This is a genomic window from Clostridium sp. D5 (genome assembly GCF_000190355.1).
GTDB lineage: Bacteria > Bacillota > Clostridia > Lachnospirales > Lachnospiraceae > Faecalicatena > Faecalicatena fissicatena_A.
The window spans coordinates 985,701-1,000,366 of the sequence record NZ_GL870809.1; the positions used below are offsets into that span (position 1 = coordinate 985,701).

13 protein-coding genes are annotated in these 14,666 nt (G+C 46.5%); all 13 read left to right on the forward strand.

Annotated elements, in window-relative coordinates; genetic code table 11:
* The first annotated feature begins 8 nt into the window (after positions 1–8).
* A complete protein-coding gene (locus HMPREF0240_RS04230) occupies positions 9–1,379 on the forward strand; it encodes an ABC transporter substrate-binding protein (RefSeq protein ID WP_035312361.1) in 1,371 nt (456 codons plus the stop codon).
* 112 nt (positions 1,380–1,491) lie between these two features.
* Positions 1,492–2,364: a sugar ABC transporter permease gene (locus HMPREF0240_RS04235; protein ID WP_009002209.1), complete on the forward strand. Its 873-nt coding sequence runs from the start codon at positions 1,492–1,494 to the stop codon at positions 2,362–2,364.
* Positions 2,364–3,185, forward strand: a complete 822-nt coding sequence (locus tag HMPREF0240_RS04240; RefSeq protein WP_009002210.1) for a carbohydrate ABC transporter permease — start codon at positions 2,364–2,366, stop codon at positions 3,183–3,185. Before HMPREF0240_RS04235 ends, HMPREF0240_RS04240 begins: the two co-directional genes overlap by 1 nt.
* A gap of 67 nt (positions 3,186–3,252) precedes the next feature.
* Positions 3,253–5,154 (forward strand): histidine kinase, encoded by a 1,902-nt coding sequence (locus tag HMPREF0240_RS04245; protein WP_009002211.1) that lies wholly within the window; start codon positions 3,253–3,255, stop codon positions 5,152–5,154.
* Positions 5,123–6,670: a response regulator gene (locus HMPREF0240_RS04250; RefSeq protein WP_009002212.1), complete on the forward strand. Its 1,548-nt coding sequence runs from the start codon at positions 5,123–5,125 to the stop codon at positions 6,668–6,670. Before HMPREF0240_RS04245 ends, HMPREF0240_RS04250 begins: the two co-directional genes overlap by 32 nt.
* On the forward strand, positions 6,667–8,598 hold the full coding sequence (locus HMPREF0240_RS04255) for a beta-L-arabinofuranosidase domain-containing protein (RefSeq protein WP_009002213.1): 1,932 nt from the start codon (positions 6,667–6,669) through the stop codon (positions 8,596–8,598). Before HMPREF0240_RS04250 ends, HMPREF0240_RS04255 begins: the two co-directional genes overlap by 4 nt.
* Positions 8,599–8,741: 143 nt before the next feature.
* Positions 8,742–8,927, forward strand: a complete 186-nt coding sequence (locus tag HMPREF0240_RS04260; RefSeq protein ID WP_009002214.1) for a small, acid-soluble spore protein, alpha/beta type — start codon at positions 8,742–8,744, stop codon at positions 8,925–8,927.
* A 60-nt stretch (positions 8,928–8,987) separates the two neighbouring features.
* Entirely contained in the window at positions 8,988–9,659 is a 672-nt protein-coding gene (locus HMPREF0240_RS04265) for a WecB/TagA/CpsF family glycosyltransferase (RefSeq protein ID WP_009002215.1), read from the forward strand.
* Between the two features lie 2 nt (positions 9,660–9,661).
* On the forward strand, positions 9,662–10,540 hold the full coding sequence (locus tag HMPREF0240_RS04270; protein WP_009002216.1) for a YitT family protein: 879 nt from the start codon (positions 9,662–9,664) through the stop codon (positions 10,538–10,540).
* A 195-nt stretch (positions 10,541–10,735) separates the two neighbouring features.
* The gene (locus tag HMPREF0240_RS04275) at positions 10,736–11,827 is read left to right on the forward strand and encodes a helix-turn-helix domain-containing protein (RefSeq protein ID WP_035312364.1); all 1,092 of its coding nucleotides are present in this window, start codon (positions 10,736–10,738) and stop codon (positions 11,825–11,827) included.
* Positions 11,828–11,853: 26 nt separating this feature from the next.
* Positions 11,854–12,540 (forward strand): cell division ATP-binding protein FtsE, encoded by a 687-nt coding sequence (ftsE, locus tag HMPREF0240_RS04280; protein ID WP_009002218.1) that lies wholly within the window; start codon positions 11,854–11,856, stop codon positions 12,538–12,540.
* Entirely contained in the window at positions 12,530–13,483 is a 954-nt protein-coding gene (ftsX, locus tag HMPREF0240_RS04285; protein ID WP_035312365.1) for a permease-like cell division protein FtsX, read from the forward strand. The genes ftsE and ftsX overlap by 11 nt, the downstream gene beginning before the upstream one ends.
* Positions 13,484–13,492: 9 nt before the next feature.
* Positions 13,493–14,647 (forward strand): M23 family metallopeptidase, encoded by a 1,155-nt coding sequence (locus HMPREF0240_RS04290; RefSeq protein ID WP_035312366.1) that lies wholly within the window; start codon positions 13,493–13,495, stop codon positions 14,645–14,647.
* The last annotated feature ends 19 nt before the right edge of the window (positions 14,648–14,666 follow it).

Below are 14,666 nucleotides of genomic sequence, written 5' to 3' on the forward strand. Positions count from 1 at the left end.
AGAAGTATATGAAAAAGAGAAGAGTAATGCCAATGCTGATGGCAGGGATTTTTACAGTATCAGCAATCCTTGGAGGATGCGCCCAGGGCGGAGACAATAAGGGGACAGATGCACAGAAGGGGAAGGAAAGCGGCCAGCAGGAGGCATCGGGCGGAGACATTTACGAGTATACCAAAGAGGATCTGGACGGCAGGACCATCTCACTGGTAACGTCACAGGACTGGTGGAAAGATGGGATGCAGGCTCTGGTAGACGAGTACAAAGAGGAATTCGGGGTAAAGGTACAGGTGGAGATCCTGCCAAGCGATACCGCGTCAGAGGTCATTAAATCTAAATTTACGACAAAGGAACTGCCGGATATCATCATGAACTCTGCATCTCCGGCCGAGCTGACTTATATGAATGCATCACAGAATCTGGAGGATCTGACGGACGAGCCCTGGGTAGAAAAACTGAACAGCATCGACGGTTTTGTTGATACAGACGGAAGGCTTTACGGCTGTCCGCTGGCGGCGCAGGATTACTGGGGCTTCTGTGTGAACAAAGAGGTGTTTGAGGAATGCGGGCTGGAAATCCCGGAATCCAAGGATGACCTTGTAGATGCTTTTAAGGTGCTGCAGGAAAAAGGCTATACTCCATTTTACTTCGGAGCAGGAGATTCCTGGATGTGCGGCAACATCACCAGCTCAGGAGTCTATGCAGACAGCCAGAAGGATTCAGATCTGATTCAGAAGTTTAACACAAATGAGATGAATTATGGTGACAGCGAAAGTTTCAACGCAATGCTGCAGGATTTATATGACTGGTCGAAAGACGGATATTTCGGGAAGAACCCAATGGCACAGTCCTGGGATGGACAGTTTGCGGCGGTTGCGGACAATGAATGCGGCGTTCTGATCGGGCTGACATCCTGGTTCAATGAGATTGATGCAAAATACGGGGAAGGCACAGCCGATAAGCTGACCATGATCCCCTATTATATAGGAACAAACGATACTATTTATCAGTCAACCAGCACACAGTTCTATATTCCGAAGGACGGGAAAAATGTAGATGTGAGCAAGCATTTTATCAACTGGTGTGCATCAGACGAGAATCTGCAGACGTTCTATGATTCCATCGGAGCCGTTTCTCCGTTTAAGGATATAGAGCCTAGCAAAATGACGGCGCCAACCAAAGATCTCCTGGATAAATTAAGCGATGGAACTTATGGCGTGCATGTATCACACAATTCCGTGATTCAGGGACAGGATTGGGACAGCTTCTGCCAGCTGCTTCAGGAAGTGGTAATGAACCGGTATACGCCGAAACAGTTCTGCGACGAATATGACGGCATCCGTGAGGGAATCTGCCAGTCCCTTGGTCTGGAAGGGTTTTAAGCATACGTGGGATTCGGGGGTAACAGTTCTGGCTTGCCTGAACCGTTACATTAGGGGCACAAAAACGGGATGGTTTTTGTGCCCCGTTACTTTAAGAAAGGAAGGCTCGTAAATGAATTATAAGAAAATGTATCCCAGATATCTCTGGATGATCCCATTGATTATTTACACTTTATTTTACATTTTACCGGGGATTCTGGGCATCTATTACTCTTTTGTGAACTATACGATTTATAACGATTCAAAGGAATTTGTGGGGTTTGCCAATTACATACAAATGTTCTCACAGAACCGTTTCCGGGTAGGCCTGGGCAATACAATGCTGTTTGCCGTGCTGACAACCGTATTTAAAAATCTGATCGGACTGGCCATGGCGGTTGCATTGAATACCAGCATCAGATCCCGAAATGTACTCCGCACCATTTTTTATCTGCCGGTTATTTTAAGCACCCTGATTGTCGGACAGGTGTTTCAGGCAATGCTGCAGCCGGACACGGGGCTGATTAATCACATTCTGTCCGTATTCAGCTCTTCGGCTTTAAGCTTTGACTGGCTTGGCAATCCCAATACGGCCATGTGGATGGTAATCCTTGTGGAGATCTGGAAAGGGGCCGGTTACTGCATGGTCATCTATCTGGCGGGTCTTCAGGTGATCTCAAAAGAATATTACGAGGCGGCCTCTATCGACGGTGCCACAGCATGGACAAGCTTTAAGAGCATTACACTGCCGCTGATTGTGCCGTCCATCAGTATCAACGTGCTTCTCAGCGTTGTGAACGGGCTGAAAGTGTTTGATATCATCATCGCACTGACAGGAGGCGGACCGGGAATGTCCACGCAGGTTCTGAGTACGACCATATATTCTTACCTGGGAAGCGGCGCACTTTCCACGGGCTGTGCTGCCAATGTCGTGCTGACAGTGTTTGTCATTGTTGTATTCTTTGCCCTGAATAAACTGTTTGCGAAACTGGAGGTGGACCACTAATGAGAGCACAGAAAATAAAACGAACCGTTTTGGCGGTATTCATGTGGCTTCTGAGTCTTATCGTTTTGATTCCGCTGCTGCTGATTATCATCAATGCATTTAAAAGCTCGGCAGAGGCCGATGTCATGACGCTGACGCTGCCGGAAGTCTGGCAGTTTGCAAACTTTGCAGTGGCGGTAGCGGAGTCCAATATCTTCCGTACCTTTCTGAACAGCGTCCTGATCACAGGGGTATCGGTCTTTGCATCTTCCATATTAGGAACCATGGCAGGATATTCCCTGAGCAGGAACCGGGATAAGATTAACCGGAAAGTGTACTCCTATTTCCTGTTGGGGCTGGTAGTTCCGGTGCAGGTCATTGCGTTAATACAGGTTCTGCAGAAGTTTCGGATGATGGATTCCTATGCGGGGATCATATTTGTCTATATCGCGATGTTCGTGCCGTTAAGTGTATTTCTGGCATACAGTTTTGTCAGTTCTGTCCCTAAGGAACTGGATGAAGCTGCGGTAATGGACGGGGCAAAGCCCCTGCAGCTTTTTTTCCATATTATACGGCCAATGCTGACGCCCGTAATTGTGACATCGTTTATCACACAGTTTGTATTTATCTGGAATGATTTCCAGTATCCGCTGTATCTGCTGTCCAGCAGTTCAAAGTGGACGATTGTGCTCGGCGTGTACAAATTCATCGGGCAGTTCGGCAGCGACTGGAATATTGTTTGTGCATATATTCTGCTCTCTTCCCTGCCGGTAATCCTGGTTTATCTGATGGGACAGAAATATATCATTTCGGGAATGGTGGCCGGAGCAGTGAAAGGTTGATAACGGAATTGCGGTGTGATATAGTGGGGAAAATGTTACGGAAAATTAAAAAGAAAGGGGAACAGGTATGAGGGTCAGAGTCAGACAGCTAAGTTATCAGAAAAAGGCAGTCCTGTTATTTTCTCTTTTAATCAGCCTGCTTATCCTTGTATTCCTCGCTATATACACGAACTCCCAGAGCAGGTCCATCAAAGAAAAGGAACAGGATACGATGGAACAGCTCTCCGTCAGGGCGGTTACTCAGTTCGGAGAAATGCTGGAGAATATGCACAGGATCTCGCTGGGTGCGGCATCCGATAAGGACGTGCTTCGGGTGCTGGAACAGGCGGGCAGTTATAATGGGGAGGAAAACTATTTCCAAAAATATCCCCAGGAGCGGAAGACCATACAGATGGTGCTGATGAACCTGATCGGAGAGGATTTTCGCAACCGCAGTTTCCATGTGATCTCAGAAAGAAATGACTGGCTCAATCTGGATATATATAATGAAGCTTATATGAATAAAGCAGGGATTGAAGCGCTGTCCTGGCAGGATGAGATGAAGGCAGAGCAGTATATCAAGTATATTACCCCCTTTACCGAGGATGGATATGGACGTACGGAGGAGCCGGTTTTTTCCTATGTCCGGCAGATCCGGGATGAATACAGGAAACTGGGATATATTGATATCCAGTATGAGAAAAAACTTCTGGATGATATCTTTACACTGCAGATGAATAACTATCCAGTACAGGTGGCCGTGTACCATGGGGGCGAACTTTTTTACAGCAAAGATCTGAAGAATAAGGAGAGTCTGAAATCGATACAGCGGAAAATAGAATTTACGGAAGAGGGAAGCATACAGGAAGTAAAAGCAGGTAGCCGCAAGTATCTGGTATACGGGGCGGATAATCCTGCTTTTGAGATGCAGTTCTGTCTCTATGTAGATGTGAACAGCTATATGGGCATTATCTATCAGAATCTGGGATGGATTATTGTTCTGGGAGTTATTTTGCTCTGCATTATGATCCTGCTGGTAACACTTGTTTCGGAGAACCTGTATCGGCCGATCCGTCAGCTTCGGGACAGCATCCGGCACATGAATTATGGGGAACTGGCCCTGAACCGTAAGATAGAGGATACGGATGATGAAATCCAGATGCTGACGACGGCCTTTTATGACATGCTCGATAAGATGAAGATATCCAGGAATGAACTTGTAGAAGCCAGGACAAGGGCGGTCCGGGCAAGGTACGAGGTGCTTCAGGCACAGATCAATCCTCATTTTATGCACAATATATTATCCGTGATCGGGCTTATGGGATATCAGAAAGATGCACCGGAAATCATGGATATCTGCTCGGACCTTACAAAAATGCTGCAGTATACAACGGATACCGGTAATTCAACGGTATCACTGAAGGAAGAAATAGAGCATACTGCAACTTATCTGAAGCTGATGGGATACCGTTATCTGGACCGTCTGCAGACAGAAATAGAAGTAGAACCGGCGATGGAGGAGATACTGGTGCCTAAGTTTATACTGCAGCCGATTGCCGAGAATTGTTTTCAGCACAGCTTTGCCAACAGCAGGCAGAAGCAATATGAAATACAGGTGCTGGGCAGTGGAACATGCAGGGAATGGCAGATTCAGATTCTGGACAACGGCACTGGTTTTTCAGACGAATCTCTGGCAAAGCTCAAGAGGCAGTTTGCAGAAATAGACAGGAATATCAGGGAAGGAAATTCCATACCGGATATGGGGATCGGTGGAATGGCACTGGCTAATACGTATGCGCGGCTGGCGATTTATTCAGAAGGCAGGATCACTCTGGAGGCAGGAAACCGGCCGGAGGGCGGTTCCTGGGTATGTCTGAGGCAGCAGGCGGATGAAGAAATTGCTGAGGAGGAGTATTCCGTGAGCGGTGCAGGAACGGGGTTGAAAAAAGGAGAAAACAATGTTGATGAAGATACTGGTTGCAGAGGATGAACCGGCAATCCGTCAGGGAATCATCTCCCTGCTTGGAAATCTGGGGCTTGCAGTCGAGATTACAGGTGCCGCAGAGGACGGTATGGAGGCATTGGAACTGATGGCGGCCACAAAGCCTGACGTTCTGATTACCGATATCAGGATGCCGGGGATGAGTGGAATTGAGCTGATTGGGAAGGCGAAAAAGCTGTATCCGGACACGGAATATGTGATTCTCAGCGGATATTCAGAATTTGAATATGCGAAGCAGGCAATAAAATACGGTGTGCAGGATTATATCCTGAAGCCTCCCAGAAAAGAGGAGGTCGGCAGTGCACTGGAAAAGATTTACACCAGGCTGGAGAATACAAAAAAAGCCGGCAAGAGGCAGCAGGTATACGATTATCTGGTAAATGGAGTACAGACGGATTCTGGGGTACTGGAAATGGAGGGCTGCTGCTATTATTTAATCCTGTTCTGCATTGGTCCGTTTACCAACCGGACAGAAAACCTGATCCAGGTGGGAATCAGCGGGTTTTCATCAAAAGAGCTGCAGGACCAGCTCTGCCAGGGATTAAGGGAAGGGGAAGACTGTCTGGTATTTGACATGAAGCAGCAGAATGAAAAACTGATTCTCCTTTCTGTAAAAAGGCAGGAAATTAACCCCATTCAGCGGGCGGTTCTGAAACTCTCGGCTTATGAAAAAAAGTGTTCCATGCCTGTCCATGCCATTTTGTCAGATCAAATGGATCATATCGGGTTGCTTCCGGGGACCTACGCAAAAATGCACAGAAGTCTTGCCAGGCAGGTACTGATCGGAAAAAGTGATGTCGTATTTCTGGAGAAGGAATCGAATCAGGAAAAGGAGCTGGGGATTGATGAAAGTGAAAAATGCCAGATAGATTCTCTGCTGGAACAGGGGGACGGCGAAGGCCTTTGCTCCCTTTTCGGGCGCCTGTGTTCAAAATGGAAGAAAAAAAGAATTCCTCAGGTGAGCTGCGAATTCAGTGTGAAATATATTCTTATGGAAATTTATCAGCGCAATCCGGTCCTGGAAACAGAAACGGCGATAGAAGAGTTGTTTTACCGGGCCGAGGAGGTTATTGGAAAAGCAATGACCTTTGATCAATTTGAAGATGGAATACGGGATCTGCTGCAGGAGATTTTCGGAAGAATCATGGAGGGGAAGGCAAATAAAAAAATCGAGGACGTGGTAGAACTTCTGAAACAGCATATCTGTCAGCATTACAACAGCAATTTATCACTTGAGGAATTTGCCGGTCAGTTTGGGTACAATCCTACTTATCTTTCAAACCAGTTTACCAGCCAGCAGCATATTTCACCGAGCAGGCTGCTGACCAATATACGGCTGAAAAAGGGAAAGGAATTACTGTTAAGCACGGACTATCTGCTGAAAGATATTGCGGAAATGACAGGATTCCACGATGTGTCGTATTTCAGCCGTTTTTTTAAAGACAATGTAGGCATGAGCCCCAAACAGTACCGTGAAGCAGCGGGGAGAGCGAGGAAAGCATGATGAATTATAAAGAGGCAGAGCCGCAGTTGAAACGTGTAGAAGTAAAAGACAACTTCTGGTCTTTTTATCAGGAATTAATCCGGGATGTAGTTCTTCCGTATCAGGAACAGATACTGAAAGACGAGATCCCGGGGGCGGAAAAAAGCGGCGCGATACAGAATCTGCGTATTGCAGCAGGTATGGAAGAAGGCGTATTTTATGGACAGGTGTTCCAGGACAGTGATATATGGAAATGGCTGGAGGCAGTCAGTTACATATCTAATATGGAAGAAACTGGAAATCTCCAGGAGGGCGCACAGCAGATAATCGGCCTTTTAGAGCGTGCACAGGAAGAGGACGGCTATCTGAATACCTATTTTCAGCTTAAGGAACCGGATCATAAATGGCAGAATCTTCTGGAGTGCCATGAGCTCTATTGTGCAGGGCATCTGATCGAAGCTGCCGTGGCGGATTATGAAATGACAGGGAAGTGCAGGCTTTTAAACCCGGCGATCCGCCTGGCGGATCTGATTGACTCCCGTTTTGGGCCGGGTAAAGTGCGGGGAATCCCGGGGCATGAAGAGATTGAACTGGCGCTTCTGCGGCTGGCAAGGGCGACAGGGGAGCAGAGATACTTTGATCTGGCCGGATATTTTCTGGCGGAACGGGGTACGGAACCTAATTATTTTGCAGAAGAACAGAAAAAGAGAGACTGGGTATACTGGCAGATGGATCCGGAGGAGCGTACTTATACCCAGAATCACCGTCCGGTCAGAGATCAGGATTCGGCCGAAGGACATGCCGTGCGTGCAATGTATCTTTATACGGCAATGGCCGACATGGCTGCCGCTGCGGACGATGAGTCCTTAAAGGCTGCGTGCAGGAAGATCTGGAGAAATGTGACGGAAAAACGGATGTATATAACGGGCGGCGTTGGTTCCGGCGCAAAAGGAGAGACTTTTACTGTGGATTACGACCTTCCCAATGACAGGGCCTACGCGGAAACCTGTGCGGCCGTAGGACTTGTGTTCTGGGCAAGGAAAATGCTGAACATTGCTCTGGACGGGAATTATGCCGATGTGATGGAACGTGCGCTGTATAACGGTGTTTTAGGAGGAATGGGGCGGGACGGCCGGCATTTCTTCTATGTGAATCCGTTAGAGGTGGTACCAGGAATATCCGGGCAAGTGCCAGGATATGAACATGTACGGCCGGTAAGGCCCAGGTGGTATGCCTGCGCATGCTGTCCGCCCAATATAGCACGGCTGCTTGCATCACTTGGAAAATATGCATGGGGAGAGGCACCGGGCTTTGTATACTCACATCTCTATCTGGGAGGCATTTTTCATGCGGCACAAAACAGAATCAGCTGGAAGACGGTCACGGATTATCCATGGGAGGGCCGGATTCTTTATGAAGTTTATAACAGCGAAAATGAAGAACAGACCGCCCTGGTTATCAGGATACCAGGATGGTGTCCGTCTTACAGCCTGTCTGTAAATGGGAAGGAATGCACAAACGGGCATGAGAATAGACAGGGCTATATAACAATAAAGAGAGCGTGGAAAAAGGGCGATACGGTCTGCCTGCAGTTGTCCATGGAAATCAAACGGATTTATGCGAATCTTATGGTGCGGGAAGATACGGGCTGCATAGCACTGATGCGGGGCCCCCTGGTCTACTGTATAGAGGAGGCCGATAATGGAACAGGACAGAACGCGCTCCTGCTTCCGGCTGGCTCTGAAGTAAGAGAATACCGGAAATATGACGGTGCTCTGGGGGATTATGTGGGACTGGAAGCCGACGGGCTGAGGCTGGAAGACAATCGTGATGCCTTATACAGTGAAACTCCGCCACGGGAAGTGAATACAAGAATCTGTGCGGTTCCCTATTTCCTGTGGGGCAACCGGCAGGCAGGGGAAATGCGTGTATGGATCCGGGAAAAGTAAAAAATATCTTATCACATCTGTGCTGCCCGAATATGGATGCGCAACAGTTCAGGCCTGTCTGAACTGTTACAAATTCTCCCTTATATTGAATGCAGTACGTATTTTAGGCAATACTCCTACCAAAAAGAAAGGTAGGTATCAATATGTCTGAAAAAAAATTAAAACCAATCGACTTGAAAAATCTGGAGCCTGAAGAGAAGGTGAAGTATGAAATTGCAGAGGAACTGGGCCTTTTAGATAAAGTTATGGCAGAGGGCTGGCGCTCTTTATCTTCGAAAGAGACTGGAAGGATTGGAGGGCTGATTACGAAAAGAAAACGAAAGAGTTGAAAAATCTTCGGATTTTTGATACAATTGTACGACTGGGGAGAAGAAGCACAGGTGATGTAGATGAAAGAAAAGATTAATATCTTTGATGTGGAGATTGACGGCTTCACAGCAAAAGCTGCCATGCAGGCGGCTGTGCAGTATATGCAGAGTGAATCCATCAATACGATTGAGATTGTCACGCTGGATATGCTCATGCAGGGAAAGGACAACCCCGCATGGAAGGAAAATACGAAAGCAATGGATATGGTGCTTCCTGGAGAAAAGGAGATACTTGAGGCAGCAGAAGTACAGGATAGATATTTACTGAAGGACGTAGCAAATAAAATGTTTCTTAAAATGTTTTTGCGTTACCTTCAAAAGAATCGGAAAAAGATATTTCTGATGGTGCAGTCTGAGCAGGAAATGTCAGGCCTCAAACAGGCTGTGGAAAAGTACAACAGAGGTATTACTGTGGCAGGGCATGGCGCTCTGGACGTGGAAGGAAAGTCCGAGGAGGATGTGATTAACAATATCAACGGTGCAGAGATTGATTGTATACTTTCTGTACTCCCCTCACCGCAGCAGGAGGATTTTATAGTAAGAAATGCCGCACTTTTAAACGCCAGGGTATGGTTGGGATGCGGCAGGGCTCTGGAGCAGAGCTTCAGTGAGAAAAGCGGAGACGGCGTACGCCGCTTCTTTTTGAAAAAGATATTCCGTTACAGGGTAGGAAAACAAAAGAAGGAGAACTGAGCATGCATGGATATCGGGAAAAACCCGTGTATATGAAGTATGCATACATTGCTGTGGGGACAGGTATCGTATCTTTTGCTATCAAATGTATTTATGAACCCAACAGCCTGGTAGTCGGAGGATTTTCCGGCCTGGCTATCATTATTAAGAGTCTTACAGAAGGGCTTCTTCCGGGTGGTATTCCGCTGTGGTTTACGAATATCGCCCTCAATGTGCCGGTTTTTCTGGTAGCATTGAAAGTAAAAGGCAAGTCATTTATCGGCAGGACCTTGTTTGCAACGGCCATGGTTTCGGTCTGGCTGGGGATTCTGCCTGAGTTTTCCTTTATTGAAGGGAATATCCTGCTGGCCGCTGTGTTTGGCGGGGCACTGCAGGGCATCGGTATGGGACTGGTATTTTCCAACGCGGCAACAACCGGCGGCACAGATATGGTTGGGGCAATCATCCAGAATTATCTCCGTCAGTTCTCTGTGGCAAAGATTATGATGGTGATAGATGCTGTTATCGTAATTGCGGGCGGCTATATGTTTGGAATCGAGCGTGCTCTTTATGCAATTATTACCATTGTGGTAGTCAACCGAATCGCGGATGCGATGATCGAAGGTGTTAAGTTCGCAAAGGCCGCGTATATTATTACGGATCAGTATGAAGAAGTATCAAAGGCGATTATGCACGGAGTGGACCGCGGACTCACCGGCATTTATGCGAAAGGTATGTATACCGGAAAAGACCGATGTCTGCTCTTCTGTGTGGTTACCAAGAAAGAACTGGTGCATTTGAAGGAACTGGTGGGCAGAATTGACGAAAATGCGTTCATAATTGTGAGTGATGCCCGCGAGGTTATGGGCGAAGGATTTTTCCCCGTAGATAAAGATTTGTGAACTATGTATAATGTCTAAAATATGAATTTTTTGTAAAATATATGAGGAAATGCATAAAAATAGTGGATTTCCTCTTTATTTTTTTGACGTTATGCATTAATATATAATTTATATATGTGCGTTCTACACATTTTTCGAAGTCAGACTTTGTGAAAAATGCACATGAAAAGAGTCAACGAGCGGAGGAGAGAAAGTATGATTTCAAATCAGATACTTCAAAACACAATTGAGGGCCTTAAAGGGATTTCAAGAATTGATTTCTGTGTATTAGATACGGAGGGTAAAGCGCTTGCTGCCACATTTGAAGATACAAAGGATTATGAAAGTGCAGTCCTGTCATTTGTGGAATCTCCGGCTGACAGCCAGGTCATTCAGGGATATCAGTTTTTTAAGATATTCGATGAACAGCAGTTGGAATATGTCCTGCTTGCCGGCGGGGAGAACGAAGAAGTTTACATGGTCGGCAAGATTGCAGCGTTCCAGGTTCAGAGTCTGCTGGTAGCGTATAAAGAGAGATTTGATAAAGATAATTTTATCAAAAATCTTCTGCTGGATAACCTGCTTTTAGTGGATATTTACAACAGGGCCAAGAAATTACATATTGACACAGAAGTAAAACGTGTTATCTTTATTATTGAAACATCTCACGAAAAGGACAGTGTTGCGCTGGACAATGTAAGGAACCTTCTCGGAGGAAAGTCCAAGGACTTTATTACAGCTGTGGATGAGAAGAATATTATTGTTGTCAAAGAACTTTCTGAGAAAGACGGCGGCAAAGAGCTGGAGAAGATGGCTAAGGATATGCTGGAGATCCTGCGCAATGAATGCGGAGAGGAACATATCCATATCGCATACGGAACCATCGTGAATGATATCAAGGAAGTTTCAAAATCCTACAAGGAAGCAAAGCTCGCACTGGATGTGGGCAAGATTTTCTTTGACGAAAAGGATATTGTGGCATACAGCACGCTGGGTATCGGGCGCCTGATCTATCAGCTGCCGATCCCGTTATGTAAGATGTTTATCAAGGAGATCTTTGAGGGGAAATCTCCGGACGATTTTGATGAGGAGACATTGACGACTATCAACAAGTTCTTTGAGAATAGTCTGAATGTATCAGAAACGTCCAGACAGCTGTACATTCACAGAAATACTCTGGTATACCGGCTGGATAAGCTGCAGAAGAGCACAGGGCTTGACCTGCGCGTCTTTGAGGATGCGATTACGTTCAAGATTGCTCTGATGGTGGTAAAATACATGAAGTATATGGAGTCATTGGAATACTAAAGAGTATGAATAATTAGGAGGAGCATATGATTGAATTAAGAAATGTAACGAAGGAGTACTCTAAGGGCAATGCCGCCCTGAACGGTGTTTCCGTGAAGATTGAACAGGGGGAGTTCGTGTTCATCGTAGGAGACAGCGGTTCAGGTAAGTCTACTTTGATTCGTCTCATTATGAAGGAGCTGGATCCGACAGAAGGAACGATTATTGTGAACGGACAGAACCTGAACAGGATGAGACATCGTCACATTGCGAAGTACAGAAAAGGCCTGGGAGTTGTTTTTCAGGATTTCCGGCTTTTGAAGGACAGAAATATCTATGAGAATATTGCTTTTGCACTGCGTGTGACAGAGACACCGACACGAGTTATCAAGAGGAAGGTGCCGGCGGCGCTTTCGCTGGTGGGACTGGCTCAGAAGTACAAGTCATTTCCAAAAGAGCTGTCAGGGGGAGAGCAGCAGCGTGTTGCGATTGCGAGGGCGATTGTAAATGAACCTGCTATTTTGTTGGCCGACGAGCCGACTGGTAACCTGGATCCAACAAACTCATGGGAGATCATGAGTCTGCTGAAAGAGGCGAATGAGAGAGGGACAACAGTATTGGTTGTTACTCACAACCAGGAGATCGTAAACGAGATGAACGAGCGCGTCATAACGATGAAACAGGGCGTTATCGTCAGTGATGAACAAAAAGGTGGGTATTTCGATGAGAATTAGTACATTAGGATACGTAGGAAAACAAGGGGTTAAGAATATCGGGAGAAACAAGATGTTTTCGCTCGCATCAGTTGCGACAATGTCAGCTTGTATTTTCCTGTTTGGGTTGTTTTTTGCGATTCTGCTTAACTTTCAGTATATTATAAAGTCAGCAGAGGAAGGGGTGGCGATCACCGTATTTTTTGATGATGATGCCACGCAGCAGCAGATCGATGACATCGGTGAAGCTTTAAGCAGCAGGGACGATGTTTCAGAAGTAAAGTTTGTGTCATCAGATGACGCATGGGATAAGTTTAAAAACGACTATTTCGGAGATAATGCAGACCTGGCGGACGGATTTAAGAACGACAACCCGCTGGCCGGCTCCGATAACTATGAAGTATATATGAAAACAGTAGAAAAAAATGATGCCAGCCTGTCAGTCAGGAGCAAGTCGCTGGCTTCCACCCAGCAGGATCTTGTAAAGTTTGCCAAGAGCCTGGATGGGGTGCGGAAGGTAAATAAGTCTGATGTTGTGGCGAATACACTTTCCAGTGTCAACGTTCTGGTAGGATATGTTTCCATAGCGATCATCATTATACTGTTTGGCGTATCTATCTTCCTGATCAGCAATACGGTCACAATGGGTATTACGGTGCGTAAGGAAGAGATTGCCATTATGAAATACATTGGCGCCAAGGACTTTGTCGTCCGGTCACCGTTCGTAATAGAAGGCCTGCTCATGGGACTCGTGGGAGCGATTATCCCTCTGGTTCTGCTGTACGGACTCTATGGCAAGGCGGTTGAATATGTACTGACCAAGTTCCAGATATTGAATAATATTATCAGTTTCCTGCCGGTAACAACGGTGTACCGCCTGCTGCTCCCAATCGGGCTGCTGTTAGGTGTGGGAATTGGTTTTGTCGGAAGTTACTTTACAGTACGTAAACATTTGAAAGTATAGGTGGCGCCTATGAAAAGACGAAAGAGGAGTATAATAAGTGCGGTACTGGTTATTGTTTTATGTATGGGCATGGTGCTTAATGTAAATGCAACGACTGTGGATGAAGCACAGAAAAAGGCGGACGAACTGGAGAACCAGAAAAAATCTGCAGAGAAAGAGAAGGATTCCCTATCATCACAGCTAAACTCAATTGTCTCAGATATGAAAGTCACAAAAGAAAAGCTGGGAAAGAAACAGGAAGAGATCCAGATAGCAGAAGATGAACTCGTCCAGGCAAAAGTGGATGAAAACGACCAGTATGAAAGCATGAAGAAGCGGATTAAGTTCATGTACGAGAACGGTAATTCGCAGCTTCTGGAAATATTGATTTCCAGCGACAGTATAGGGGATTTATTAAACAAGGCAGAGTATGTTTCGCAGATTTCTGCATATGATAGAGATATGCTTATCGAGTTCCAGGATGTAGTGAAAGATGTGGAGGAGAAGGAAGCGTCTCTGCAGGGAGAGTATGATGAACTTTCCGGTCTGCAGGATGAACTGGTTGCGAAGCAGAATGAAGTACAGGCATTACTGGACAATAAACAGATACAGCTTGCCGATCTGGAGAAGCAGATTGGGGATAATGCAGCAACCCTGCAGAAGCTGATTGAGGAAGCCGAAGCGGAGCGTATCAAGCAGGAACAGCAGCTGGCGGCTCAGTTGGCAGCACAGCAGCAACAGCAGCAACAGCAGTCATCCGGTGGCGGAGGCAGTTATACACCGCCGAGTTCATCACCGGTTGTCAGCGGAAACGGTCAGTTTACCAATCCTTGTCCGGGAGCATACATATCCAGTACATTTGGTTACCGTGATTTTGACGGTGCCTTCCATAAGGGGCTGGATCTTGCAGCTGGCGAGGGAACACCTACATATGCAGCGGCTGACGGTACGGTAGTTATAGCGGGATGGAGTGACAGCGCCGGTAACTGGGTCGTCATCAATCATGGCAATGGGCTGACTACAAAGTATATGCACCATTCGAATATCTGCGTGTCTCCGGGTCAAACGGTTGTGAAGGGCCAGCAGATCGGATATGTTGGGAATACCGGAAATTCATTCGGTGCGCACCTGCATTTCCAGGTAGAGGTTGGTGGGGTGGCAGTAGATCCGCAGGGATATCTGTAAGTCTACTGTATATGAGTGG

Coding starts and splice junctions, on each gene's coding strand:
- HMPREF0240_RS04290 (WP_035312366.1), top strand. CDS start 13,493: ATGAAAAGACGAAAGAGGAGTATAATAAGTGCGGTACTGGTTATTGTT.
- HMPREF0240_RS04245 (WP_009002211.1), top strand. CDS start 3,253: ATGAGGGTCAGAGTCAGACAGCTAAGTTATCAGAAAAAGGCAGTCCTG.
- ftsX (WP_035312365.1), top strand. CDS start 12,530: ATGAGAATTAGTACATTAGGATACGTAGGAAAACAAGGGGTTAAGAAT.
- HMPREF0240_RS04270 (WP_009002216.1), top strand. CDS start 9,662: ATGCATGGATATCGGGAAAAACCCGTGTATATGAAGTATGCATACATT.
- ftsE (WP_009002218.1), top strand. CDS start 11,854: ATGATTGAATTAAGAAATGTAACGAAGGAGTACTCTAAGGGCAATGCC.
- HMPREF0240_RS04265 (WP_009002215.1), top strand. CDS start 8,988: ATGAAAGAAAAGATTAATATCTTTGATGTGGAGATTGACGGCTTCACA.
- HMPREF0240_RS04250 (WP_009002212.1), top strand. CDS start 5,123: ATGTTGATGAAGATACTGGTTGCAGAGGATGAACCGGCAATCCGTCAG.
- HMPREF0240_RS04230 (WP_035312361.1), top strand. CDS start 9: ATGAAAAAGAGAAGAGTAATGCCAATGCTGATGGCAGGGATTTTTACA.
- HMPREF0240_RS04260 (WP_009002214.1), top strand. CDS start 8,742: ATGTCTGAAAAAAAATTAAAACCAATCGACTTGAAAAATCTGGAGCCT.
- HMPREF0240_RS04240 (WP_009002210.1), top strand. CDS start 2,364: ATGAGAGCACAGAAAATAAAACGAACCGTTTTGGCGGTATTCATGTGG.
- HMPREF0240_RS04255 (WP_009002213.1), top strand. CDS start 6,667: ATGATGAATTATAAAGAGGCAGAGCCGCAGTTGAAACGTGTAGAAGTA.
- HMPREF0240_RS04275 (WP_035312364.1), top strand. CDS start 10,736: ATGATTTCAAATCAGATACTTCAAAACACAATTGAGGGCCTTAAAGGG.
- HMPREF0240_RS04235 (WP_009002209.1), top strand. CDS start 1,492: ATGAATTATAAGAAAATGTATCCCAGATATCTCTGGATGATCCCATTG.